At 19.7% G+C, this 26,376-nt stretch carries 20 protein-coding genes and 1 tRNA gene; 9 read left to right on the top strand and 12 right to left on the bottom strand.

Annotation, left to right across the window (positions count from 1 at the left end):
* Window positions 1-111: 111 nt before the first annotated feature.
* From GJU04_RS00805 to GJU04_RS00780, 6 genes are all read left to right on the top strand, one after another.
* The gene (locus GJU04_RS00805; RefSeq protein ID WP_168893013.1) at window positions 112-1,389 is read left to right on the top strand and encodes a peptidylprolyl isomerase; all 1,278 of its coding nucleotides are present in this window, start codon (window positions 112-114) and stop codon (window positions 1,387-1,389) included.
* 86 nt (window positions 1,390-1,475) lie between these two features.
* On the top strand, window positions 1,476-2,273 hold the full coding sequence (rsmA, locus tag GJU04_RS00800) for a 16S rRNA (adenine(1518)-N(6)/adenine(1519)-N(6))-dimethyltransferase RsmA (protein WP_168893012.1): 798 nt from the start codon (window positions 1,476-1,478) through the stop codon (window positions 2,271-2,273).
* 4 nt (window positions 2,274-2,277) lie between these two features.
* A complete protein-coding gene (gene apaG, locus GJU04_RS00795; protein ID WP_168893011.1) occupies window positions 2,278-2,658 on the top strand; it encodes a Co2+/Mg2+ efflux protein ApaG in 381 nt (126 codons plus the stop codon).
* Between the two features lie 22 nt (window positions 2,659-2,680).
* Window positions 2,681-3,517, top strand: a complete 837-nt coding sequence (locus GJU04_RS00790) for a symmetrical bis(5'-nucleosyl)-tetraphosphatase (RefSeq protein ID WP_168893010.1) — start codon at window positions 2,681-2,683, stop codon at window positions 3,515-3,517.
* Between the two features lie 5 nt (window positions 3,518-3,522).
* Window positions 3,523-4,557, top strand: a complete 1,035-nt coding sequence (locus GJU04_RS00785) for a methyltransferase (RefSeq protein WP_168893009.1) — start codon at window positions 3,523-3,525, stop codon at window positions 4,555-4,557.
* A gap of 170 nt (window positions 4,558-4,727) precedes the next feature.
* Window positions 4,728-5,333, top strand: coding sequence for a redoxin domain-containing protein (locus GJU04_RS00780; RefSeq protein ID WP_168893008.1), 606 nt, complete (start codon window positions 4,728-4,730; stop codon window positions 5,331-5,333).
* 24 nt (window positions 5,334-5,357) lie between these two features.
* On the opposite strand, the gene aroC is transcribed toward GJU04_RS00780, so the two are convergent.
* The 7 genes from aroC to GJU04_RS00745 form a co-directional block, all read right to left on the bottom strand.
* Window positions 5,358-6,428 carry a chorismate synthase gene (gene aroC, locus GJU04_RS00775; protein ID WP_168893007.1) on the bottom strand — a complete coding sequence of 357 codons (1,071 nt, stop codon included), beginning with the start codon at window positions 6,426-6,428 and terminating at the stop codon, window positions 5,358-5,360.
* A gap of 45 nt (window positions 6,429-6,473) precedes the next feature.
* On the bottom strand, window positions 6,474-7,382 hold the full coding sequence (gene prmB, locus GJU04_RS00770) for a 50S ribosomal protein L3 N(5)-glutamine methyltransferase (RefSeq protein WP_168893006.1): 909 nt from the start codon (window positions 7,380-7,382) through the stop codon (window positions 6,474-6,476).
* A gap of 90 nt (window positions 7,383-7,472) precedes the next feature.
* Window positions 7,473-7,545 (bottom strand) — tRNA-Asn (locus GJU04_RS00765).
* Between the two features lie 122 nt (window positions 7,546-7,667).
* The gene (locus GJU04_RS00760) at window positions 7,668-8,726 is read right to left on the bottom strand and encodes an extracellular solute-binding protein (protein ID WP_168893005.1); all 1,059 of its coding nucleotides are present in this window, start codon (window positions 8,724-8,726) and stop codon (window positions 7,668-7,670) included.
* A gap of 393 nt (window positions 8,727-9,119) precedes the next feature.
* On the bottom strand, window positions 9,120-10,142 hold the full coding sequence (gene argF / locus GJU04_RS00755) for an ornithine carbamoyltransferase (RefSeq protein WP_168893004.1): 1,023 nt from the start codon (window positions 10,140-10,142) through the stop codon (window positions 9,120-9,122).
* A 53-nt stretch (window positions 10,143-10,195) separates the two neighbouring features.
* On the bottom strand, window positions 10,196-12,988 hold the full coding sequence (locus GJU04_RS00750; RefSeq protein WP_168893003.1) for a valine--tRNA ligase: 2,793 nt from the start codon (window positions 12,986-12,988) through the stop codon (window positions 10,196-10,198).
* A 50-nt stretch (window positions 12,989-13,038) separates the two neighbouring features.
* On the bottom strand, window positions 13,039-14,529 hold the full coding sequence (locus GJU04_RS00745; protein ID WP_168893002.1) for a leucyl aminopeptidase: 1,491 nt from the start codon (window positions 14,527-14,529) through the stop codon (window positions 13,039-13,041).
* Window positions 14,530-14,870: 341 nt separating this feature from the next.
* On the opposite strand from GJU04_RS00745, the gene dnaK reads away from it, so the two are divergent.
* Both dnaK and dnaJ read left to right on the top strand, forming a co-directional pair.
* Window positions 14,871-16,784, top strand: a complete 1,914-nt coding sequence (dnaK, locus tag GJU04_RS00740) for a molecular chaperone DnaK (RefSeq protein ID WP_168893001.1) — start codon at window positions 14,871-14,873, stop codon at window positions 16,782-16,784.
* A 118-nt stretch (window positions 16,785-16,902) separates the two neighbouring features.
* The gene (gene dnaJ, locus GJU04_RS00735) at window positions 16,903-18,018 is read left to right on the top strand and encodes a molecular chaperone DnaJ (protein WP_168893000.1); all 1,116 of its coding nucleotides are present in this window, start codon (window positions 16,903-16,905) and stop codon (window positions 18,016-18,018) included.
* 55 nt (window positions 18,019-18,073) lie between these two features.
* Here dnaJ and secA read toward each other — a convergent pair whose 3' ends face one another.
* Complete coding sequence (gene secA / locus GJU04_RS00730; RefSeq protein ID WP_168892999.1) at window positions 18,074-20,818, bottom strand: preprotein translocase subunit SecA; 2,745 nt, start codon at window positions 20,816-20,818, stop codon at window positions 18,074-18,076.
* Window positions 20,819-20,933: 115 nt separating this feature from the next.
* Here secA and GJU04_RS00725 point away from each other — a divergent pair, with 115 nt between their 5' ends.
* A complete protein-coding gene (locus tag GJU04_RS00725; protein WP_168892998.1) occupies window positions 20,934-21,410 on the top strand; it encodes a hypothetical protein in 477 nt (158 codons plus the stop codon).
* 42 nt (window positions 21,411-21,452) lie between these two features.
* Here GJU04_RS00725 and GJU04_RS00720 read toward each other — a convergent pair whose 3' ends face one another.
* The 4 genes from GJU04_RS00720 to murD all read right to left on the bottom strand — a co-directional run bounded on the left by GJU04_RS00720 (window position 21,453) and on the right by murD (window position 26,368).
* Window positions 21,453-22,376 (bottom strand): D-alanine--D-alanine ligase, encoded by a 924-nt coding sequence (locus GJU04_RS00720; RefSeq protein ID WP_168892997.1) that lies wholly within the window; start codon window positions 22,374-22,376, stop codon window positions 21,453-21,455.
* 39 nt (window positions 22,377-22,415) lie between these two features.
* Window positions 22,416-23,894 carry a UDP-N-acetylmuramate--L-alanine ligase gene (gene murC / locus GJU04_RS00715; protein ID WP_168892996.1) on the bottom strand — a complete coding sequence of 493 codons (1,479 nt, stop codon included), beginning with the start codon at window positions 23,892-23,894 and terminating at the stop codon, window positions 22,416-22,418.
* Between the two features lie 30 nt (window positions 23,895-23,924).
* Window positions 23,925-24,986, bottom strand: a complete 1,062-nt coding sequence (murG, locus tag GJU04_RS00710) for an undecaprenyldiphospho-muramoylpentapeptide beta-N-acetylglucosaminyltransferase (protein ID WP_168892995.1) — start codon at window positions 24,984-24,986, stop codon at window positions 23,925-23,927.
* Between the two features lie 65 nt (window positions 24,987-25,051).
* On the bottom strand, window positions 25,052-26,368 hold the full coding sequence (gene murD, locus GJU04_RS00705; RefSeq protein ID WP_168892994.1) for a UDP-N-acetylmuramoyl-L-alanine--D-glutamate ligase: 1,317 nt from the start codon (window positions 26,366-26,368) through the stop codon (window positions 25,052-25,054).
* Between the last annotated feature and the right edge of the window lie 8 nt (window positions 26,369-26,376).

Raw genomic sequence — 26,376 nt, 5'->3', positions numbered from 1 at the left:
TTAATTATCTATAATAATTAATAATTATACTAATTTACAATAATTAAATATTATTATAATAATTATTTATTATAATAAATAATAATAAATTTAATTATTAATAGGATTAAAATGATAATTAAAAAAATAATTTATATCATAATATTATATTTTTGTTTATTCAATATTTCTCAATGTATGTCAATGAAAAATATTAATAATATAAAAATAATTATAAATGATGATGTAATTTTAAAAAATAAAATAGATGAAATTTTATCTATTACAAAAAAAATTTATAATAGTAAATATCCAATATTATATTCATTTTTAGATATTAAAAATACTAAAGATGTAATAGAATATTTTATTTTTTTAAACATTATAAAAAATAATAATTTTTTTTTATCAGAAGATGATTTTGATAATATTATTTTAAATATATATCAATCAAATAATATTGATGAAAACTTATTAAAAAAAAATTTTTTATTGAAAAATATTAATTATAAAAAATTTTATAAAATTTTTAAAAATATTATATTAATTAATGTATTAAAAAATAAATTTTTATTAGAAAATTTTAATATTTATGATGAAGAACTTGATTCATTAAGTAATAGATTATATTTAAAAGAAAAAACACATAAAACATATAATATTACACTATTTTATTTTTTAATTAATAAAGATTCTTTAAAAAATAAATTTAATCATAAAATTTATTTATTAAAACAATTAATATTGTTATTAAAAAATAAAAAATTAAAGAACAATTTAAAAAATTATAATGAAAAAACATTTATTTCTTATTTTCAGATAAAAAAAAAAAATTTAAAAAATAAAAAAGAAAATCAATTATTAAAAAATGTTATTAATTATTTAGATAATGCTAAAAAAAATGATATAATTGGTCCAATATATTTAAATTCAAAATTATTTATTTTAAAAATAAATAATATTTTTATAAAAAATAATATAGATAATGAAAAAGTATTATTAAGATTTATTTATATAAAAAAAAAAAATTTAAGTAATAAAGATTTTAATAAAAAAATTAAAGATATATATTTTAATCTTTTAAAAAAGAGAATAACTTTTCAAAAAGCAATTGAATTATTTTCCGATGATGTATTATCAATTAGATTTAAAAATAATAAAAACTGGATATTATTAAATAATTTTTCTTCAAAATTTAAAAAAATTATAACAAAATTAAAAATTAATGAATTTAGTTTACCTATTCAAGAATCAGATGGAGCTTTTATAATCCAGTTATTAGATAAAAATAATAAATTATTTTTAAGGAAAAAAGCATATGAAATTATTTTACAAGAAAATATAGAAAGAGAAGCTAATCTTTTTATTTTTACATATGCTAAAAAAATATATGTAAAAATTTTTAATTAATAACAAAAATATTATTTGTATATTAATTTAATTATAATATATATAATATATCAATTTTTTATAAAAAATATTATATATATAATAATATGAAAATTATTTTTAAAAAAAAATATGGCCAACATATATTAGTTAATGAAAAAATTATTCAACAAATTATTTCTTTTATTAATCCAAAATATTATCAAATAATGTTAGAAATAGGTCCTGGTTTAGGAGCATTAACTATACCAATGATAAAATATAATAAAAATCTCTCTATTATTGAAATAGATAAAAATTTTTTTAATATTTTAAAAAAAAATAAAATTTTAATAAATTCAAATATTAATATATTATTAAATAATATTTTAAATTTTAATTTTTTAATTTTAACTCAAAAATATAAAAAAAGAATACGTATATTTGGTAGTTTACCGTATAATATTTCTATTACAATAATTTTTTATTTATTTAAATATTTAAATAATATTAAAGATATGAATTTTATTATGCAAAAAGAAGTTGTAAATCGTTTAATTGCTTATCCTGGAGGTAAAAATTATGGATGTTTAAGTATAATAGCTCAATTATTTTGTAAAATAAAATCTTTAATAGAAATTAAAGCAAATGCTTTTTTTCCTAAACCTAAAATTATTTCTAATATGGTTTTTTTAAGACCTTATATTAATAATCCTTATAATTTAAATAATATTTTTTTTTTAAAAAAAATTATTAAACAAGCTTTTAGTATGAGAAGAAAAATTTTACGAAATAGTTTAATAAATTTATTTTCTATAGAAGAATTAAATTATTTAGGTATTGATTATAAAATTCGTGCTGAAGATGTTTCAATATCAGAATATTGTCAATTAGCTAATTGGTTGGAATTTAATAAAAGGTTATAATTTTATGAAATCATTATTATCTCAAGTTTATATAAAAACAAATAGTATTTATATAAAATCACAATCAATACCTACAGTTAATCGTTATGTTTTTACTTATACAATTACTATTCATAATCTAGGAAAAAAAATTTTACAATTAATTAGTCGTTATTGGAGTATAACTAATGGTAATGGTAAAAAAAATCAAATATATGGTGAGGGAATAATAAGTAAAAAACCATATATTAAACCAGGAAATAATTTTCATTATACTAATATTACTATTTTAGAAACCCCTGTTGGGATTATAGAAGGACATTATATAATGATAGATGAAAATAATCATGTTTATCATGTAGAAATACCTATTTTCCGTTTAGCAATTAAAACCTATATTCACTAATATAATTAATTTATAAAAAAATATGACTACTTATTTTATTGGAGATATTCATGGACATTATAATGAATTTATTTCCTTATTAAGAAAAATTAATTTTGATTATAAAAATGATAAATTATGGATTACAGGAGATCTTATAGCAAGAGGTCCAGATTCTATAAAAGTTTTATATTTTTTATATTCTATTCAAAAATCTATAAAATTAGTTTTAGGAAATCACGATTTATATTTAATATTTCTTATATTAAATCAGAAAAATAATAATATTAATGATACAAAAACTTTAAATTTATTAAAAAATAAAAAAATAATATTTATTATAAATACTTGGTTAAAATATCAACCTTTAATACAATATGATAAAAAAAAAAAAATTTTAATGTCACATGCAGGTATTCCTCCTCAATGGAATAATATAGAGATTATATTATCTGCTGCTAATGAAGCAAAAAATATTATTTCAAGTAAAAATAATAGTTTTTTTTTAGATTACATAAATAATGAAAAATATCAAATAAATGATTGGAAAAACAATACATTAATAGGTTTTAAACGTTTTAATTATATTATTAATGGATTAACAAAAATGAGATATTGCTATTTAGATGGTACATTAGAAATGTTAACTAAAAAAGCACCTAATGATATCCAGTCTAAAATATTAAAACCATGGTTTTGGATTCCAAATATTTTATATAAACAATATACAATATTTTTTGGACATTGGTCTGATTTACAAGGAGGACAATATACTCAAAAGAATATAATAGGATTAGATACTGGATGTTGTTGGGGTAAAAAATTAACAATTTATTCATGGGAAAAAAAACAATTTTACAATGTAAATTGTAATATTTAATAATAATGTATAATTTATCACCAATAAATAAATATTTTTTAAGTTTATTTAAAAATAAATTTTTAAATAAAAAAGTTATTTTTGCTGGAAATATTAATGATAAAATACCTATTTATTTGAATACTTTTAAAAGTTTTATAAATACTCATAATTATAATTATTATATTTGGTTAAAAAAAAAAATAAATAATAATTATTTATATTATGGTTTAATGGATAATAAATATAAAAATTATAATTTTGATGTTTTAATATTTTTTTGGTTAAAAGATAAAAAAGAATCATTATTTATATTAAATAATATTTTATCTTTACTCTCTCTAAGAGTAGAGATATTTATTATTGGTTCTAATAATTGTGGTATTAAAAAAATTAATAATATAAAAGAATTAGAAATTTTAAATTTACAAAAAATTTTTAATGTAAGAAAACATGTTGTTTTTCATGGAATTTTAACAAAAAATGTTTATTTTAATATAAATAATTATTGGAATTATTATTATTATGATAATTATCGAATATATAGTTTACCTGGAGTATTTGGAGGTAAAAAAATTGATAATGGGAGTCAATTATTGATTTCTACAATTAATGATTGTATTTTTATAAAAGGTAAAATATTAGATCTAGGTTGTGGATCTGGAATTATTTCTACTGCTATACAAAAAAGTTTAAAAAAAAAACATTTAATATATGCTATTGATGTAGATGCAAAAGCAATTTATTCAACTATAAAAACATTTAATAAAAATATAATAAAAAATATTAATGTATTTCCTAGTAATATTTATTCTAATATTCAAGAAAAATTTGATTTTATTATATCTAATCCTCCTATTCATAAAAATTTATCTTTTTCATTAGATTTTATTTATCAAATGATAAATAATTTTAAAAAAAATATAAATTATAAAGGAGAATTATTATTTGTTACAAATAATTTTATATCATATAAAAAAATTTTTAATAATTTTTCATTAAAAATTTATATTTTATCTAAAAATAAAAATTTTTCTGTATATAGAATTAAAAATATATAAATTTTAATAAAAAATTTTATAAAAAATAATAATTTTAGAAAAATATAAATAATAAAATTATTATATATATTTTTTTATATTTATTATATATATTAATATATATAATAAATAATTTTATATAAAAAAATATATATAATAATTTTATTTTAAATATAAATAAGAGACTAAATATGATATTAGTAACTAAAAAAGCTCCAGATTTTACTACTTCAGCAGTTCTTCCTGATGGATCAATTATAGATAATTTTAATTTATATGAATATTCAAAAAATAAAATAACTATATTATTTTTTTGGCCTTTAGATTTTACATTTGTTTGTCCAACAGAAATTATATCTTTAAATCAACATTATAATAGTTTTTATAAAAGAAATGTTAGAATATTAGGTATATCATGTGATTCCCAATTTGTGCATCAAGCTTGGCGTAATACTCCTATTAATAAAGGGGGTATAGGACATATTAAATTTATAATGATATCTGATATTACAAAAAATATACAGAAATCTTACGGAATTGAACATCCTCAATTAGGTATAGCATTAAGAGCATTATTTTTAATAGATAAAAAAGGGATTATAAGACATCAATTAATTAATGATCTTCAATTTGGAAGAAATATAAATGAAATAATTCGTATAATTGATGCTTTAAAACATAATGAAAAATATGGTGATGTATGTCCTGCACAATGGGAAAAAGGTAAAAAAAGTATAACTCCTAATTCTCAAGGTATTATTAATTATTTATCAAATAATATAAATGAATTATATTAAAAAAATTATAATATATTATATTTTTTATTTAATAATATCAATACATTGTGCACGATAACGTAATAAATGGTCCATTAAAATAATAGCAACCATTGCTTCTCCTATTGGAACAGCTCTAATTCCTACACAAGGATCATGGCGTCCTTGTGTAATACAAGTTATTTCTTCACCTACAGAGTTAATTGTTTTTCCTGGTATAGCAATACTAGAAGTTGGTTTAACTACAAAATTTAAAATTATATTTTGTCCTGTACTAATTCCACCTAAAATTCCACCAGAATTATTACTTTTAAATCCATTTTTGTCCATTTCATCTCTATAATTACTTCCTAGTTTATTTATCGAATTAAAACCATCGCCTATTTCAATACCTTTTACTGCATTTATACTCATAATAGCATGAGCTAATTCAGCATCTAATTTATCAAATACAGGTTCTCCTAATCCTATAGGTACATTTTCTGCAATAATAGTAATTTTAGCTCCTATAGAATTACCAGTTTTTTTTAAAATATTTATCATATTTTGTAAGTCCTTTATTTGATATTTATTTGGACAAAAAAAAGGATTTTTATTAACTTCAGCCCAATTATCAAAATTACAAATTATATCTCCTATTTGAGATAAATATCCTCTAATTTTTAAATTATATTTTATTAATAAATATTTTTTAGCAATAGCTCCTGCAGCAACACGCATAGTTGTTTCTCTAGCTGATGAACGTCCTCCACCTTTGTAATCTCTAATCCCATATTTTTTTGCATAAGTATAATCAGCATGTCCAGGACGAAAAATATTTTTAATATTATTATAATCTTTAGATCGTACATCCATATTATTAATTAATAATCCAATACTTGTTCCTGTAGTAAAATTATTAAATATACCTGATAAAATTTGTATTTGATCTAATTCTTTACGAGGAGAAGTATATTTTGATTGTCCTGGTTTTCTTCTATCTAGATCTTTTTGTATATCTTGTGTTTTTAAAGGAATTTTTGGAGGAACACCATCTATGATACATCCTAAAGATTTTCCATGTGATTCTCCGAAAGTAGTAACTTTAAATAGTTTACCAATACTATTACCTGACATAATTATTTCTCCTAAATTTATAAAAATTATTTATTAAATATAATATTATATATTTTCTATTTTAAATATCCCTATACCTCCATTTTTTATATCAAGCCATTGAAAACATATGTTAGGATATTTTTCTATAACATTTAACATTTTATTTCCTACTTCACAAATTAAAATACCATCTCTTTTAAGATAAAGAGGTGCTTGAGATATTATTTTATCAATAATTTCCATACCATTATTTTTAGCAAATAAACCTATTTTAGGTTCATATAAATATTCTTTTGGTAAGTATTTTTTTTCTTTTTTATCTACATATGGAGGATTAGTTATAATTAAGTCATAAGTAGATTTTGTTAATTTATTAAATAAATTACTACATATTGGGGTAATACGGTTTTCTAATCCATGTAATTGAATATTATATTCTGCGACATTAATAGCTTCTAAAGAAATATCTACTGCATCTATATGTGCATTAGGGAATAAATATGAACATGCAATAGCTATACAACCACTTCCAGTACATAAATCTAATATAAATTTAGGTTGTTTATTAGAAAAGATAACTGATTTAAATCTATTATTAATTAATTCAGCAATTGGAGATCTAGGTATTAATACTCTATTATCTATATATAATTCATGTCCACAAAACCAAGCTTTTTTTGTTAAATAGACTACCGGGATTTTTTTTTTTATACGTTTATAAACTAATTTATAAATTAGTTCACGTTCTTTAACTAATAATCTAGATTTATAAATTTCTTTCCATAGATAAGGAGGTAATCCTAATAATGGTAAAACTAAGTTTATAGCTTCATCCCATACATTATCACTACCATGACCATACCATAAATTAGAAATACTAAAACAACTGACAATCCAACGTATTATATCCTGAATAGATAATAATTCACTTATAATTTTTTTATTAAGTAAATATTTTAATTTTATTACCATATTATATATCCTATAATAAAATATTTATTAAATAATTTAAATATAAAAAATATAAAAATATATTTTATGATAAAAAATTTTTATAATTTTCTCCCCTGACTGGGTTCGAACCAGTGACATACGGATTAACAGTCCGCCGTTCTACCAACTGAACTACAGAGGATTTATTTATAATTATTATTATAATTAAAATAATATATACATGTCAAGGAAATTATATTTCATATATTTAAATTAATTTTATTAATAAATAATATCAATTATTTTAAAATTTTATATTTAAAATTATAAATTTTTTAATTTTTGAAAATCTGTTTCATATTTTTTACTTATATTATCATCAACATAATTTTGCCATATACCTTTATTAATAATATCATCATTAGGATACAAGATATCATTATTTATCATATCTAAAGGTAATAATTTTTTTGCTTTTAAATTTGGGGTAGAAAAACCTGTTTTTTTAGCTATTTTTGCTGCAATATCAGGTCTTAATAAAAAATTAATTAATTTTAATGCACCTTTGATATTTTTTGCATTTTTAGGAATAACAAAGCTATCCATCCAAAAAATACCTCCTTCTTTAGGCCAAATAAATTTTATAGGAATGCCTAATTTTTGAATAAGATAAGCAGATCCATTCCAAATCATACCTATATTTACTGAACCTTCGATAAAAGGATATCCTGGATTATCAGAGTTAAATGAAATAATGTTAGGCATTAATTTTTTTAATTCTATAAAAGATTTTTTTATATAATTAATATTATTTGTATTAGCGGGATAACCTAATTTTATTAATGACATTTGAAATATTTCTTTAGCATCATCTATTAAAGAAATAGATTTATAATATTTAGGATCCCATAAATCTTTCCAACTATTAATAGATTTAGGATTTATGACATTTATATTAATTCCTATCGCTGTTGCACCCCACATATATGGAATAGAATATTCATTATTTAAGTCAAAAGATTTATTTAAAAATTTACGATCTAAATTAGAAAAATTTGGTATTTTTTTTTTTTCTATTTTTTGGATCATCCCTTCATTTTTCATTTTTACTACAAAATAAGTAGAAGGAACAACTAAATCATATGGTTGTTTTTTATAAGTTTTTAATTTAGCATACATACTTTCATTAGATTCATATGTAGAATAAATAATTTTAATACCTGTTTCTTTTGTAAATTGATTTAAAATTTCTTGAGGGACATACTCTGTCCAGTTATAAAAAAAAATAGTATTTTGATAATATTTTTTATTATTTAAATATTTTTTTGTAATTGGTAATAATAATATAAAAATAATAAATACTAATCTAAAAAATGAAAACATTTTTATCAAACCTTATAAATATATTTAAATTATTTATTTTTTAATTATCCAAACTTTAATTTTAATTTTCTTATTTTTATAAGATAAGAAAATTTTATATGATTTTAAATTATTAAGTTCTTTATTTTTTTAAAATATATTTTATAAAATAAATATTAATTTTATTTAAATTTTAAAAATGATTATATTATATATATATTAATTAAAAAATAATATTTCTAATTCTTAATTATATATTTTATATATTCTAATATTTAAAATATTTTTTTAATCTCTAATATTAATTTATTAATTATACTCTGTATAACTAATTTTTTAATGAAAAAATTTTATTCAAAATTTATTATTAATATTTTTTTATTTTTTATAAAAATTATTAGAAATATTTTAATATTATTCTTTTAATAAAGAAGCCATCATTATTGCTTTAATAGCATGAATTTTATTTTCTGCTTGTTGAAATATAATACTATTATTAGATTCAAAAATTTCATCAGTTATTTCTAATCCGTTATATAAATTATATTTTGAAATAATTTCGTTAGTAAATAGATTTTTATAATGATTATATAAATGTAATGAAGGTAAACAATGCATAACTTTAATATTTTTATTTTGACTTTTTTTTAATAATAATTTATTAACTTGATAAGTATATAATTTTTTTATTTTTTTTTCCCATAATTGTAAAGATATTTTTTCTCCCATAGATACCCAAATATCTGTATAAATAAAATCTGTACCTTTTATACCTATATCTATATTATTAGTAATATGAATATTATTACTATTTTTCATTTTTTCTATTATATTATTTATATAAAAATTATTATTTGATTTAATTTTTTGGGGAGAAATTAAACATAATTCAAAGCCTATAATAATAGATGCCTCTATTAAGCTAAAGGATATATTATTATTTATATCTCCTATATAAGATAATTTAATTTGATCTATTTTTTTATTTTTTATATTTTCTTTAATAGTTAATAAATCTGCTAATATTTGAGTAGGATGAAATTCATTAGTTAATCCATTCCATATAGGAATTGTTGAATATTTAGCTAAATTTTCAATATTTTTTTGATATTTTCCTCTATACCCTATTCCCTGATACATATTACTTAAAATTCGAGCTGAATCTTTTAATGATTCTTTATTACCAATATGACTGTCTTTTATATTTAAATAAGTAATATGTGCTCCCTGATCGAAACAAGCTATTTCAAAAGAACATCTAGTTCTTGTTGAATTTTTTTCAAAAATAAGAATAATATTTTTATTAATTAATTTTTTTTTTTCTTTAAAATTTTTTTTATTATTTTTTAATTTTTCTGAAATTTTAATTAATTCATAAATATTTTCTTTTGAAAAATCTGATAATTTTAAAAAATGTTTATTATAAAATTGATTCATAATAATAATCCTTATTCATAACTAATTTAAAAAAATTGTAAAAATAATAAATATTATAAATTTTTTATTAAAAAAATTTTTTGTAATAATTCTTTTTTTAAAATTTTACAATTTTTTAATTTTTCGAAATTTTTTAAAATAATATTTTTAGGTGCTTTAGATAAAAAATTTTTATTTTTTGTATTTTTTATTAAAAAATTTATTATTTTTTCATTATTATTTAATTTTTTATTAATTTGATTTAATAAATTTTTCTGATCAATAATTTTATTATTTAATGGAATTCCAAATTCAATATTATTAATTTTATTTATTAATGTTTCTTTTGGGAAATGATTTTTTTTCTTAAGAAAAAAAATTTCATTAAGATTTACAAATTTTTTTAAAATATTTATATTAATTTTTAAAAAATGATTAAACTCATTATTTATATTTTTTATATATAAATTAATTTTTATATTATTATTTATATTCATTTCTATTTTATGATTACGAATAATCGTAATTAAATGTATAAATGTATTAAAAATACTTATAGTTTTTTTATTTATTTCTAAGTTATTAACTTGAGGAAAAGATTGTATCATGATACTAGTTTTCAATAAATTTTTTTTATTTTTAATTATCTTTTGCCATATTACTTCTGTAATAAATGGTATTATAGGATGAGCTAGTCTTAATAAAGATTCAAAAAGATTATATAATGTATAATGTGTACCAATATATTTTAATTGATTTTTTTCTCTGAAAATTATTTTACTATATTCTAAATACCAATCACAAAATTTATTCCATATAAAATTATATAAAATATTAGCAGCATAATCAAAACGATATTCATCTAATGCTTTGGTATAATATTTTACAATTAAATAATATTCAGACCAGATCCATTGATCTATTAGAGATAGATCTCTTTTTTTATTAATAAATTCATATTTTATATTTTTTAAAATAAAAATACTTGCATTCCAAATTTTATTACAAAAATTACGATAACCTTCTAATCTAGTCATATCCCAATATATATCACGACCTGTAGATGATAAAGCGGCTAATGTAAATCTTAATGCATCTGCTCCATAAATTTTATTATTTTTTTTAAAATTATTATTTTTTTCAAAATTTATAGAATTAATACCTTCAATAAAATCTATAGGATTAATAACATTACCTCTTGATTTAGACATTTTATTTCCTTTATTGTCTCTAATTAATCCTGTCATTAAAATATTTTTAAAAGGTACTTGAGGAGTATTATCTTTATTTTTAACAAAATGCATTGTCATCATGATCATTTTAGATATCCAAAAAAAAATAATGTCAAAACCACTTATAATAACATTAGTAGGATGGAATAAATAAAAATTTTTATTATTCGGCCAATCCAAAGTAATAAAAGTCCATAAACTAGAAGAAAACCATGTATCTAAAACATCAGAATCTTGTTTTAAAATAATATTTTTATTTAAATTATATTTTTTTTTTATTTCTTTTTCGTTTTTTCCTACATAAATATTATTTTTTATATCATACCAAACTGGAATTCTATGACCCCACCATAATTGTCTTGATATACACCAATCCTGAATATTATTCATCCAAGAATAAAACATATTTTTATATTTTTTAGGAAAAAATATAATTTTATTATTTTTTACAGCATTTATTGCATTTTTAGATAAAATTCTGGTATTTAAATACCATTGATTTGTTAACATAGGGATAATAGTAGTATTACTACGCATACTAAATGGTATTAATCTAATTTTTGTTTTATATTTATCTAATAAATTGTTTTGTTTTATTTTTTTTATGATTATTTTTCTTGCTTTTAAAAAATTTATTTTTTGTAAATCTTTTGGAATATTATCATTTAATTTTATTTTTTGTTGTTCATTATTTAAAATTTCACATTTTTCTAAAATATTACCATTTAAATCAAAAATCTTAATTAAAGGTAAATTATGTTTTATTGCAACTTGATAATCATTAAAATCATGAGCTGGGCTAATTTTAACACATCCTGTCCCCTTAGTGATTTTAGCGTAATTATCAGCTATAATAGGAATTTGACGATTAATAATAGGTATTATTACCATTTTACCTACTAAGGTAGTATATCTTTTATCTAATGGATTAATAGCAATTGCACTATCTGCTAATAATGTTTCTGGTCTAGTGGTAGCTACAGTTAAATAATTTTTATTATCTAAAGTTGTTATCCCATCTTGAAAAAGATATCTTAAATACCATATATTTGTTTTTTTTTTTTTATATTCAACTTCTAAATCAGAAATAACAGTTTTAAGTTTAAAATCCCAATGTATTAATCTTTTTTTTTTATAAATTAATCCTTGATTATAAAGAATAATAAAAATATCTCTTACAGATTTTGTAAATTTATTATCCATTGTAAATCTTACTTTTTCCCATTCTGTAGATAAACCTAAACTTTTCATTTGATTATAAATAATATTACAATACTTATCTTTCCATTTCCAAATATGATTTAAAAAAAATTTTTTACTATAATTATTCTTTGTTTTTCCTGTTTCATTAAAAATTTTTTGTTCTATTAAATTTTGTGTAGCAATACCTGCATGATCTATTCCAACTTGACATAATATATTTTTTCCTAACATACGATGATAACGTATTAAAATATCAATCAGTGTATATTGTAATGCATGTCCTATATGTAAACAACCTGTAATATTAGGTGGGGGAACCATAATAGAAAAACATTTTTTTGAATTATTTAATTTATTTTTTAAAAAATTATTATTTTCCCAATAATTATAAATTTTTTTTTCAAAATTTTTTGGATTATATATTTTATCCATAATAAAAAAATATCCTATATATAATAAAATTTATATTAAAATATAAAAAATTATTTATGGTTAGTTTGGTTAATCAAAAATTGACATAACATATTAATAGGTCTACCAGAAGCCATTGCCTTGTTATTTGGATAATACCAAGCTGTACCAGCAATATCTATATGAGCCCATTTATATTTTTTTGTAAATTTAGATAAAAAACAAGCAGCAGTTATTGCTCCTGCGACACCATTACTACTATTAACTAAATCAGCAATATTAGATTTTAATTGATGAAAATATTTTTGATCATTAATGGGTAGTTCCCAGACACGATCATCTGCTTCTAATGAAGCTCTTATGATTTTTTTAGATAATTTTTTATTATTAGCCATTAAACCACTAATATTATTACCTAATGCTATAACACATGCCCCTGTAAGGGTAGCAATATCAATTACATATTTAGGATTATATTTTTCAATATATGTTAATATATCACATAATATTAAACGTCCTTCAGCATCTGTATTTATAATTTCAACAGTAATACCAGACATTGTTTCTATAACATCACTAGGTCTATATGCATTAGAACTAGGCATATTTTCACCACAAGCTAAAATGGCAATAATATTTAAAGGTAATTTTAATTGTGCTATTGCATGTATAGTCCCATATATAGCTGCAGCCCCACACATATCATATTTCATATCTTCCATATTTTTACTAGGTTTTAAAGATATTCCCCCAGAATCAAAAGTCACTCCTTTACCTACTAAAACTATAGGTTGTGATTTATTATCATTTTGATATTTTATTATAGATATATAAGGTTTGTTTTGGGATCCTTTACTAACAGCTAAATAAGCATTCATACCTATTTTTTGCATAATTTTTTCATTAATAATTTCTACAGAAATATTATTATATTGTTTTATTAATTTTTTGGTTTTAATTGATAAATATTTAGGAGTACATATATTAGGTGGTAAATTAGCTATATTTTTTGCTTTTTTTATACCTAAATTAATAGCATTACCATGTTTTATTGCAGAAAAATAAATATTTTCATTATTATTAGTAATAATAAATTTTATTATTGACGAAAAAAAATTTTTTGATTTTTTAAATTTATTAAATGAATAGATGTTATGTTCAATAATATTTATTGTATCTCTAATATTCCAATATAATTCATAATTATCTATTTTTATATCTGTAAGATACCAATAAATTTCTTTAATAGAATATTTCTTTAAAATATTAATAACATTATTTATAATTAATTTATTTTTCTCTCTATTAAGAGTATCTTTATTACCACAACCTATAATAATAATTTTATTACACGAAAAATTAGGTATTTTATATAAAATTATGTGTTGATTAATTTTACCTTGTATATTATTTTTTTTTAAAATATTTAAAATATAATTATTTGATATATCATTTATTTTTTTTAAAATTTTAGAAAATTTATATTTTTCAAACATAGGTATTACTATACAATCTAGTAAATTTTTATTTGATAAAATTATTTTTTCTGCAAAATATTGCATTTTATAATCTCCATAATTGGAAATAAAATAATTAAAATTAATATAAATTATTTTTATATATTAAAAATAATAATTTCTATTTTTAATAAAAGAATAAGTTAATTATAATTAATATATAACATTTTTTAAAAAAAATGATAATTTATGTTTAAAATAAACAAAAATTTTTATATTTTAAAAAAAATTTAGATCCCCCCCTTGATGCATCAATATGTGGCCCCATTTCCCCTTCATTGGGAGATTTTATTTGTATAAAATATATTATTAAAATTTATTTTAATAATTTCTGTATTTTAAAAAATTAATTTAATTTATATATAAAATAGGAGTAAGTGATTAATATGGGTAAAATAATTGGTATTGATTTAGGTACAACTAATTCTTGTGTAGCAATTATTGATAGCAATAAACCTCGTGTTTTAGAAAATTCAGAAGGAGAAAGAACTACTCCTTCAGTTATTGCATATACTCAAGATGGAGAGATTTTAGTAGGACAACCGGCAAAACGTCAAGCTATTACAAATCCTAAAAATACTCTTTTTGCTATAAAAAGATTAATTGGTAGAAGATTTGATGATAAAGAAGTACAACGTGATATAAAAATAATGCCATATAAAATTATAAAATCTGATAATGGAGATGCATGGATAGATATTAAAGGGAAAAAAATGGCTCCACCGCAAATTTCAGCTGAAGTTTTAAAAAAAATGAAAAAAACAGCTGAAGATTTTTTAGGCATTAAAATAAATGAAGCTGTTATTACAGTACCAGCTTATTTTAATGATGCTCAACGTCAAGCTACTAAAGATGCTGGTAGAATAGCAGGATTAGAGGTAAAAAGGATCATAAATGAACCTACAGCAGCTGCATTAGCATATGGATTAGATAAAGGTAAAGGAAATAGAACAGTTGCTGTATATGATTTGGGGGGAGGAACTTTTGATATTTCTATAATTGAAATTGATGATGTAGATGGTGAAAAAACTTTTGAAGTATTATCTACTAATGGTGATACACATTTAGGAGGAGAAGATTTTGATAGTCGTATTATAAATTATTTAGTAACAGAATTTAAAAAAGAACAAGGAATAGATTTAAAAAATGATCCATTAGCAATGCAAAGATTGAAAGAATCTGCAGAAAAAGCAAAAATTGAATTATCTTCAGCACAACAAACCGATGTAAATTTACCTTATATTACAGCTAATTCTTCAGGTCCAAAACATTTAAATATTAAATTAACAAGAGCTAAATTAGAGTCTTTAGTAGAAGATTTAATTGATCAATCAATAAAACCATTAAAAATGGCATTAAAAGATGCTAATTTATCTACTTCAGATATTAACGATATTATCTTAGTAGGTGGACAAACTCGTATGCCTATGGTTCAGAATAAAGTATCATCATTTTTTGGTAAAAAACCAAGAAAAGATGTTAATCCTGATGAAGCAATAGCAATAGGAGCTGCAGTCCAAGGTGGGGTATTAGCAGGAGATGTTAAAGATGTATTATTATTAGATGTAACTCCTTTATCTCTAGGTATAGAGACTATTGGAGGAGTAATGACAACATTAATAAATAAAAATACAACAATTCCAACTAAACATAGTCAAATTTTTTCAACAGCTGAAAATAATCAATCTTCTGTTACAATTCATGTTTTACAGGGAGAACGTAAAAGAGCAAGTGATAATAAATCTTTAGGACAATTTAATTTAGATGGAATTAGTCCAGCTCCACGAGGTATGCCTCAAATAGAGGTAACATTTGATATAGACGCAGATGGAATTTTACATGTTTCTGCAAAAGATAAAAAAAGTGGACAAGAACAAAAAATTACAATACAAGCATCATCAGGTTTAAATAAAGATGAAGTAGAAAAAATGATCAGAGACGCAGAAGCTAATACTGAATCTGATCGTCTTTTTGAAGAATTAGTAAAAATACGTAATGAAGGTGATCAACTTATCCATAATACTGAAAAAAAACTTAAAGAAATAGATAATCAAATTAATAAAGATGATAAAATTTTAATACAAAATTCTATTAATGAATTAAACAAATCTCTTAAAAAAGAAGATAAAAATGATATAAGAACAAAAATTCAAAAATTAATTGAAATATCTAGTAAAATAATCAATTTAACTAATAATGAAAATATTAAAAAAGAAAAAGATAATAATGTTAAAAATAATGATAAAGAAAATGAAGTAGTTGATGCTGAATTTGAAGAAGTTAAAGATAAAAAAAAATAATTATTTAATAATTTTATAAATAAATTATTTAATTATATTATTAGTACCGTTTATCTTTTATAAAGAAAATAATCGGTATTAATAAAATTATGGGATTAGATTAGGACAATAATTTATTATGGCAAAAAAAGATTATTATGATATTTTAGGTATTACTAGGAATGCTGAAGATCGTGAAATTAAAAGAGCATATAAACGTTTAGCTATGAAATTTCACCCAGATCGTAATCCCGGAAATAAAAATGCTGAAAATAAGTTTAAGGAAATAAAAGAAGCTTATGAAATTTTAAGTGATACAAAAAAAAGAGCTTCTTATGATCAATATGGACATTCTGCTTTTGAACAAGAAAATATAAGTAGTACAACTGATTTTAGTGATATTTTTGGAGATGTTTTTGGAGATATATTTGGGGGGAATTCCAGGTCTAAAAAAAGATCTAGAAAAGGTTCTGATTTAAAATATATAATTGAAATTTCTTTAGAAGAAGCAATAAAAGGTATAACTAAAAATATAAAAATTCCTGTTTTAAAAAATTGTAATTATTGTAATGGGACAGGTGCTCAAGGAGCATTGCAAAAATGTCATACATGTAATGGTCATGGCCAAATACAAATGAGTCAAGGTTTTTTTACTGTTCAACAAACATGTCCTAGATGTCATGGTCAAGGAAATTTTATTAAAAATTCTTGTTTTTATTGTAAAGGTAAAGGTAAATTAGAAATTTATAAAAATTTATCAGTAAAAATTCCTAGTGGGATTGATAATGGAGATCGTATCAGATTAAATGGTGAAGGAGAATCAGGTGACAATGGGGCACAATCTGGAGATTTATATATAGAGATTAAAATTAAAAAACATTTTCTTTTTATTAGAGATGGTAATAATTTATATTGTGAATTACCGATTAATTTTATTACAGCTATTTTAGGTGGGGTTATAAATATACCTACGTTTAATGGTTATGTAAGATTAAAAATTCCAGAAGGAACTCAAACAGGTAAAATTTTTAGAATACGTAATAAAGGGATAAAATCAATTAGAAGAAATAGTAATTTTGGTGATTTATTATGTAAAATAATAGTTGAAACTCCAATTAATCTAAATAATGAACAAAAAAATATTTTATCTAAATTAGATAAAAGTTTTCAAAATATCTCTAATTATAAAAATAATCCTAAAATAGGGAAATTTTTAAATAGTATTAAAGATTTTTTTCATAACATAAAAAACTAATAATAATAGAGGGTATAAAAAATAAGTTTATTTTTTATACTCTCTATTATTATCTTTATTTAATTATTAATCCATGACAGAATTTATATTTTTTACCTGAATAACAAGGACATTTTTTATTTCTACCTATTTTTTTTTTTAAGAAATTTATATTATTCAAATATTTATCTTTCTTATCTATATAAGAAGAATCAGATTTTTTTTTTATCATGATTAAGTTATTATTTTTTATATTATTATTTATAATTTTAGTATTTTCTATTAAAATATTAGAAAGTTCACAATAATCCATGATTATTTCTTTTTCTAATTTACTTAAAATAATAATAACTTCTTTTTTTAAAGTATTTAACATCATATTAAACATATGAAAAGACTCTCTTTTATATTCCTGTTTAGGATCTTGTTGAGCATAACCTCTTAAATGAATACCTTGTTTTAAATATTCTATTGCAGCAAGATGTTCTTTCCATAAATTATCTAAAATTTTTAAAATAATATTTTTTTCAGAAATTTTTATATTTTTTATTTTTAAGTTATTTATTTTTTTTAAATATTCTTGTTCTGAAAAATTAATAATTTTTTTTAAAAAAAAATCTTTACTAATTTTTTTTGCATTTTTTTTTATATATACATCTATCCAATTTTTTATTGGTAATTCTAAATTAAAAACATTAATAAAATAAATTTTTATTTTTTTTAAATCCCATTTTTCTTGAGTATAATAATCAGATTTAATATAACTATTTATTAATTTTGTAAATATCTCAATTCTAAAATTTTTAATTATTTGTTCAGTTTTTGATGATTTTAATAACTGATCTCTTTGAGAATATATTGATAAACGTTGATCATTTATCACATCATCATATTCAAGTAATTGTTTACGTATATCAAAATTATAATTTTCTACCTTTTTTTGTGCTTTAGAAATAGCTTTAGTTATCCAGGGATGTTCAATATAATCATTATATTTCATACCAAGTTTTTTCATTAAAAATAACATATTTTTAGGAGCAAAAATACGCATTAAAGAATCTTCCATTGATAGATAAAACCTTGAAACACCTGGATCACCTTGTCTACCGGAACGACCTCTTAATTGATTATCAATTCTTCTAGATTCATGACGTTCAGTACCAATAACATATAAACCACCTAATTTTATAATTTCTTCATGTTTTATCTGCCATTGTATTTTTAATTTTTTTAAGTTATCAAAACTATATTTTTTTTCTAATATAAAAGCTCCACCTAAAACAATATCAGTACCTCTTCCTGCCATATTAGTTGCAATGGTTACTGCATGTTTTTCACCTGCTTTTGATATTATTTCTGCTTCTCTAGCATGAAATTTTGCATTTAAAATATTATGTTTTATCCCTATTTTTTTTAATTTCTCAGAAATTAATTCTGATTTTTTTATAGAAACAGTACCAACTAAAATGGGTTGTCCTTTTAAATTTTTTTCTTTAATATCTTGAATAATTGCTTTTATTTTTTCTTTTTTAGTTAGATAAATTAAATCTGGTAGATCTTTTCTAATCATTGGTTTATTAGTAGGAATAACTATTGTATCTAATTTATAAATTTCTTTAAATTCAAAAGATTCAGTAATCGCAGTTCCTGTCATTCCAGATAATTTTTTATATAATCTAAAATAATTTTGAAAAGTAATAGATGCTAAAGTTTGATTTTCATTATTAATTTTTACATTTTCTTTTGCTTCTATTGCTTGATGTAATCCTTCTGACCATCTTCTTCCTTCCATCAACCTCCCAGTATGTTCATCAACTATTATGATTTTATTATTTTTTAATATATAATCTACATTTTTTTTAAAAAGTTTATGTGCTCTTAAAGCAGAAATAATATGATTTAATATAATTATATTATCACTAGTATATAGTGATTCTCCATAATTTATTATCTTTTCTTTTATAAGTAATTTTTCTAGAAAAATTAAACCTTTTTCAGTTAAATATGCTTGACGAGATTTTTCATCTATGAAAAAATGTCCTTTACCCTGAAAAGAAGTAGAATCTTCTTGTGATTGATAAATTAATTTAGGTATAATATTATTTATTTTTATATATAGTTTTGAACTATCTTCAGCCGCCCCTGAAATAATTAAAGGAGTTCGTGATTCATCAATTAATATTGAATCAACTTCATCTATAATAGCGTATTGTAAATTACGTTGTACTTTATCACTATAATTAAATACCATATTATCTTTTAAAAAATCAAAACCATATTCATTATTAGTACCATAAGTAATATCTGCTTTATAAGCATTTCTTTTTTCTTTTAATGACATAGAAGATATATTAACACCAACAGTTAATCCTAAAAATTCAAACAATGTTTTATTATTTATAGCATCACGTTGAGCTAAATAATCATTAACAGTAACAATATGGACTCCTTTACCATTAAGAGCATTAAGATAGGCTGGTAATGTAGAAGTTAATGTTTTACCTTCTCCTGTTTTCATTTCAGCTATACAATTATTATTTAGAACGATACCTCCTATTAATTGAACGTCAAAATGACGCATACCAAATATTCTTTTACTAGCTTCTCTTACTGTAGCAAAAGCTTCTGGTAAAATATCTTCTAAAGAAAAATTATTTTGTAATTTTTCTTTAAAGTATAAAGTTTTATTTTGTAATTCAATATTAGTTAATTTTTCAAATTCTATTTCCATTTTATTAATAATATTTACGGTTTTTTGAATATTTCGTAAAATATTATCATTATTACTACCAAAAATTTTGGTAAAAATTTTTTTTAACATATTAATACTCTTAATAAAATATATTTGTATAATTAGAAATATTATTTGACGTTTATTTTAACAAAATAAAAAAAAATATATATAATTTTTTATAAAAAAATTAAAGGATAAAATTATGCGTAATAATAAATTATTACTAATTAATAAAATTTTCCAAAAAAAAAAATATTCATCATATACAAATATTTTATATAAAATATATATACGTACAGATATTTTAATAAAAATTAATAATTTTATAAAAAAATATTTACCTATAGAGTTACATAATTTATATAATGTAAAAAATTTTCAAAATAATATTCTAATAATAGAAACATATAATGCTAGTTCTATGATTAGATTTTTATCAGAAAAATCTAATATTTCATATTTTTTAAAAAAAAATATTATTCCATCTTTAAAAAAAATAGATATTAAAATTAATCCTCTTTTTTTTAAAAAAACTTTTGTTAAAGATAATATTAATAATAAATATATTTTAAAAAAAAATATATTAAGTAAATATAGTATTAAATTATTATTAAATATCGCAAAAAAAAGTTCTAAAAATTTAAAATATACAATTAAAAGATTTGTAAAAAATATATAGTTTAATTATTAGTTATGTAAATAAAATTTTTTAAAAAAAATTTTATTTTGTTAAATTTAAAATTTTTATAACTAAATCATAAAAAGATAATCCTATTTTTTTTGCTGCTAGTGGATATAAACTATTTATAGTCATTCCAGGAATAGTATTTATTTCTAATAATTGAAATTTTTTATTTACATCTAAAATTACATCAATTCTTCCCCATGTTTGACATTTTACTGCTTTCCATGCATGTAAAACAATATTTTCTAATTCTTTTGTTTTACTTTTATTTAATCCACTAGGACAATAGTATTTAGTAGTATTTAAATAATATTTAGCTTGATAATTATAAAAAGAGTTAGGATATTCTATTTTAATAGGAGGTAAAATTTGTTTATTTAAAATTCCTACTGTATATTCTTCTCCTTTTATATATTTTTCAATTAAAATATCATCATTATATATAAATGATTTTTCTAGTGTATTAAATAAATCATCTATATGATTTATTTTAGCACTTCCTAAACTAGAACCATTACAATTAGGTTTAATAAAAACAGGTAAATTTAATTTTAAAATTTTTTTTTCTATTCTTAAATAATTTGATTTTATAAAATCTTTTTTATTTAATAAATAATGAGGATAAATAACTGGTAATCCACATTCATTCCAAATAGTTTTTGTAAGATATTTATTCATAGTAATTGCAGAAGCTAATAAATTACTTCCAGTATAAGGAATATTAAGATAATCTAATATCCCCTGAATAGTTCCATCTTCTCCTCCTTTACCATGTAAAGATATAAAAATTTTTTTAAACCCATATTTTTTTAAATATAATAATGGGAAATTTATCGTGTCTATCCCAATAGCATTAATTCCTAATTTTATTAAAGCATTTAAAATTGTTTTACCAGATTTTAAAGAAATTTCTCTTTCTGGAGAATTACCTCCAAATAAAACGGCTATTTTTTTTGACATAATTTTAATTAAAACTTATTATAATTATTTATTATTAATTTAACTTTCATCATTTTTTTGTAAACTATTCTTAATTAATAATGATGATATATTATTTATATCACCTGCTCCTTGAAAAATTAATATTTCATTTCCTGTTAATTTTAAATATATATTATTTGCAATATCAAAATAATTTTTTAATTTAATAAATTTAGGATTAATAATCCCTAATTCTTTTATTTTCTTAGTTAAAAATTCACTATTAGCTTCTTTAAGCATATTTTCTCCTGCAGAATAAGTATTTAAAATAAATAATTTATCAACTTTAGATAATATTTTTACAAATTTATTTAATAAATTTTTAGTTCTGGAATAACGATGAGGTTGAAAAATCATTACTAATTTTCTATTTGGCCATATTTGACGTGTTGTATTTATAGTTATATTTATTTCACTAGGATGATGACCATAATCATCAATAATAATTATATTTTTTTTATATTTTATTTTTTGATAAGGTGGAATAGATCCTAAAATATCAAATCTTCTTTTAATCCCTTCAAATTTTTTTAAAAATTTTATAATGATTTTAGGGTCAAGACCAATATAAGCTGATGCAGCAAATGCAGCAGTTGCATTTAAAGCATTATGATATCCAGGAATACTTAAATTTATTTCTAAAGATATATTTTTTTTTTTTTCTAATAAAAAAAATTTACTTTTATATCCATTTTCTTGAAAATTATATAATTGCAAATCAGCTTCTTTGTGAAACCCATATGTAATAATGTTTTGTTTTAAAATATTTTTATTTTGTTTTATTAAATCATAATTATGAATATTATCTATACAAATAATAATACATCCATAAAATGGGATATTTTTTAAAAATTTTAAAAATGTTTCTTTTAAAATTTCAATATTATTTTGATAATAATCTAAATGTTCATTTTCAATATTTGTAATAATATTTATTATTGGATTTAAATATAAAAATGATCTATCACTTTCATCTGCTTCTGCAATAAAATATCTACTTGAACCTAAATAAGCATTTTCTTTAGAAATTTTTAAAAAACCACCATTAATAAATGTAGGATCTAACATAAATAATTTAAATATTTTGTATACTATCGCAGTAGTTGTAGTCTTTCCATGAGTTCCTGTAATAGTTATACCATAAAAAAATCTCATTAATTCTGCTAACATTTGTCCCCTACTAATAATAAGAAGGTTTAATTTTTTAGCTTGAATTAATTCTGAATTATTATTTTTAATAGCAGTAGATAAAATAATAAGATCTATATTATTTGTAATATTTTTAGCATCATGTTTTAAGTATATTTTTATATTTAATGAATTTAATTTTTTTCTAATAAAATTAGAAGGAAATATATCTGATCCACTAACTTTATAACCTTGTTTCGCTAAAATTACTGCAATTCCACTCATACCAGATCCACCAATACCAATTAAATAGATATGATTAATATTTTTCATTTTTGGTATTTGATTTAAATTTGTTTTATTAAACATATTGATAAATTTTTTTTATTTAAAATTAAACTAATTAATTTTTATTTTTTTTAGTTCTTTATAAATTAATTCTATAGAATTTATTTTTACTAAATTATATGATCTTTTTGCCATATATGCTATTTTTTTTTTATTTAAAGTTAATATAGTATGAGCAATTTTATTAATATTTAAATTATGTTGTTCATATATTTTAGCAACTCCTATTTTTTTTAAATTTATCGCATTAAAATATTGTTGTTTATCTTTATGTTGAAAAGGTATAAAAATAGCAGGTAATCCTATTGTTGTAATTTCTGTTACAGTCATAGCTCCTGATCGACATAGTATAATATCAGCCCATTTATATGCTTTATCTATATTTTCTATATATTCTTGTATAGTTAGATTATTAATTTTATTTTTTTTATATTCATAATATATTTTTTTAAAATTACCTTTACCAACTTGATGTAAAATAGATATTTTATTACCTAAAATTTTTGCTAATTTTATACCTATTTTATTTATTAAATCTGCTCCTTGACTTCCTCCTGTAATTAATAAATGAATAGGTTTATGAATTTTTATAAAAGATCTCTTGTATAAAGATAATTTAATTATTTTATTACTTATAGGATTTCCTACTAAGATTGCATTATTTAATGTATTTGGATATGCTTCCATTTTTATGGTTGCTATTTTAGATAGAATTTTATTTGTTATACCAGAAATACTATTTTGTTCATGTATTATTAATGGTATATTACATAACCATGCAGCTAAACCACTAGGACCAGAAATATAACTCCCCATTGTCAAAACTAAATGCGGTTTATAATTTTTATAAATTAAAATTGATTTATAAGTTAATACAATTAATTTAAATATAGTAATAATTATAGAAAAAATATTTTTTTTTTTAAATTTACAAAATTCTATTAAATATATATATATATCTTTTTTAGGAATAATATTAGCTTCCATTCTAGATGATGTACCTAACCAACGTACTTCCCAACCTTTTTGTATTAATTTATATGCTATATTTAAAGCTGGATTAATATGACCTCCTGTACCCCCAGCTACTATAATAATTTTTTTTTTTTTCATATTTTAAATATTTTAATATATATTAAAATATTTAAAATTATATATTATTTTTTTATAAAAATATATTATTTAGAATTATGAAATTTTTTAACTAATCTTATAAATTCTTTACCACGATGTTTAAAATTTTTAAATTGGTCAATACTAGAACAAGCGGGTGATAATAATACAACATCTCCAAAATTTACTAATTTAATTATTTTTTCTATTCCTTGATATATTGTTTTTACTACTTTTGCTTTAGGATAAAATGATAATATTTTTTTACTTGATATTCCAAAACAATAAACATTAATATTATTTCTTTTTTGTAAATATTTTTTTAATAAATATAACTCACAATTTTTATCATATCCTCCTAATAATAACCAAATTCTTTTTTTTTTATATAAATATTTTAATGCTGCTTTAGTACTACTAACATTTGTAGATTTTGAATCATTAATCCAGGTAACCCCATTTTCTATATGAATTATTTGTAATATATGATCCATATTTAAATAATTACTTATTTCTTGTAAGGAAATTTTTTTAGAAATTTTTAATAAATCTGTTACTGCTAATACTGCTAAAGCATTTAAATAATTATGAATACCAATTAATTTTGTTTTATTAAAATTTAAAATTTTTTTATTATTAATTTGTAAATAAATATTTTTTTTAGCATAAGATAATGTATATTTACCAGAAAATTCTCCAAAAGTTATATATTTTTTTTTTTGATCAAAATATTTAGGATAACATAATATGTTATCGGCATTATATATACAAATAGAAGCATATTTATAAATACGTAATTTAAAATCACGATATTGTTCCATTCCCAATGGATATCGGTCCATATGATCTTGTGAAATATTTAAAATAACAGCAATATAAATATTTAATTTTTTTATTGTTTCTAATTGAAAACTAGATATTTCTAAAATATAAAAATCTCTTGTAAAAGATAATAAATCTAAAACAGGGTAACCTATATTACCTCCAACACTAATGTTAAAATTATTTTTTTTCATAATTTTACCAATCATGTTGGTAACAGTACTCTTACCATTTGTACCTGTAATCGCTATTACAGGTGTTGTATTATAACGTGCAAATAATTCTATATCTCCTATTATTTCAATACCTTTTTTTTTCGCTTCTAATAAAATATTATTGAAAATTGATATACCAGGACTTAAAATTATTAATTGTGAATTTAATATCCATTCTTTTTTTAAAAAGCCTAAATGGCATGGAATATAAGATGGTATTTTTTTTATAAATTTGGGATGATTACATGTATCCATTACAGATGGTATAATATTTTTTTTTAAAAGAAAATTTAAACATGATATACCTGTTAATCCTAATCCTATAATAAGTATTTTTTTATTCATTTTAAATT

The sequence above is a fragment of the Enterobacteriaceae endosymbiont of Donacia marginata genome, assembly GCF_012567685.1.
Lineage (GTDB): Bacteria > Pseudomonadota > Gammaproteobacteria > Enterobacterales > Enterobacteriaceae.
Note: the sequence above shows the minus strand (reverse complement) of the source record. Positions and strands in the feature narration are given on the sequence as shown.

Bases quoted from the DNA above. Each gene is read 5' to 3' on its own strand.
- dnaK (WP_168893001.1), top strand. From the start codon at position 14,871: ATGGGTAAAATAATTGGTATTGATTTAGGTACAACTAATTCTTGTGTA.
- rsmA (WP_168893012.1), top strand. From the start codon at position 1,476: ATGAAAATTATTTTTAAAAAAAAATATGGCCAACATATATTAGTTAAT.
- dnaJ (WP_168893000.1), top strand. From the start codon at position 16,903: ATGGCAAAAAAAGATTATTATGATATTTTAGGTATTACTAGGAATGCT.
- secA (WP_168892999.1), bottom strand. From the start codon at position 20,818: ATGTTAAAAAAAATTTTTACCAAAATTTTTGGTAGTAATAATGATAAT.
- GJU04_RS00785 (WP_168893009.1), top strand. From the start codon at position 3,523: ATGTATAATTTATCACCAATAAATAAATATTTTTTAAGTTTATTTAAA.
- GJU04_RS00720 (WP_168892997.1), bottom strand. From the start codon at position 22,376: ATGTCAAAAAAAATAGCCGTTTTATTTGGAGGTAATTCTCCAGAAAGA.
- GJU04_RS00750 (WP_168893003.1), bottom strand. From the start codon at position 12,988: ATGGATAAAATATATAATCCAAAAAATTTTGAAAAAAAAATTTATAAT.
- apaG (WP_168893011.1), top strand. From the start codon at position 2,278: ATGAAATCATTATTATCTCAAGTTTATATAAAAACAAATAGTATTTAT.
- GJU04_RS00790 (WP_168893010.1), top strand. From the start codon at position 2,681: ATGACTACTTATTTTATTGGAGATATTCATGGACATTATAATGAATTT.
- GJU04_RS00780 (WP_168893008.1), top strand. From the start codon at position 4,728: ATGATATTAGTAACTAAAAAAGCTCCAGATTTTACTACTTCAGCAGTT.
- prmB (WP_168893006.1), bottom strand. From the start codon at position 7,382: ATGGTAATAAAATTAAAATATTTACTTAATAAAAAAATTATAAGTGAA.
- murC (WP_168892996.1), bottom strand. From the start codon at position 23,894: ATGTTTAATAAAACAAATTTAAATCAAATACCAAAAATGAAAAATATT.
- GJU04_RS00725 (WP_168892998.1), top strand. From the start codon at position 20,934: ATGCGTAATAATAAATTATTACTAATTAATAAAATTTTCCAAAAAAAA.
- argF (WP_168893004.1), bottom strand. From the start codon at position 10,142: ATGAATCAATTTTATAATAAACATTTTTTAAAATTATCAGATTTTTCA.
- aroC (WP_168893007.1), bottom strand. From the start codon at position 6,428: ATGTCAGGTAATAGTATTGGTAAACTATTTAAAGTTACTACTTTCGGA.
- GJU04_RS00760 (WP_168893005.1), bottom strand. From the start codon at position 8,726: ATGTTTTCATTTTTTAGATTAGTATTTATTATTTTTATATTATTATTA.
- GJU04_RS00805 (WP_168893013.1), top strand. From the start codon at position 112: ATGATAATTAAAAAAATAATTTATATCATAATATTATATTTTTGTTTA.
- murD (WP_168892994.1), bottom strand. From the start codon at position 26,368: ATGAATAAAAAAATACTTATTATAGGATTAGGATTAACAGGTATATCA.
- GJU04_RS00745 (WP_168893002.1), bottom strand. From the start codon at position 14,529: ATGCAATATTTTGCAGAAAAAATAATTTTATCAAATAAAAATTTACTA.
- murG (WP_168892995.1), bottom strand. From the start codon at position 24,986: ATGAAAAAAAAAAAAATTATTATAGTAGCTGGGGGTACAGGAGGTCAT.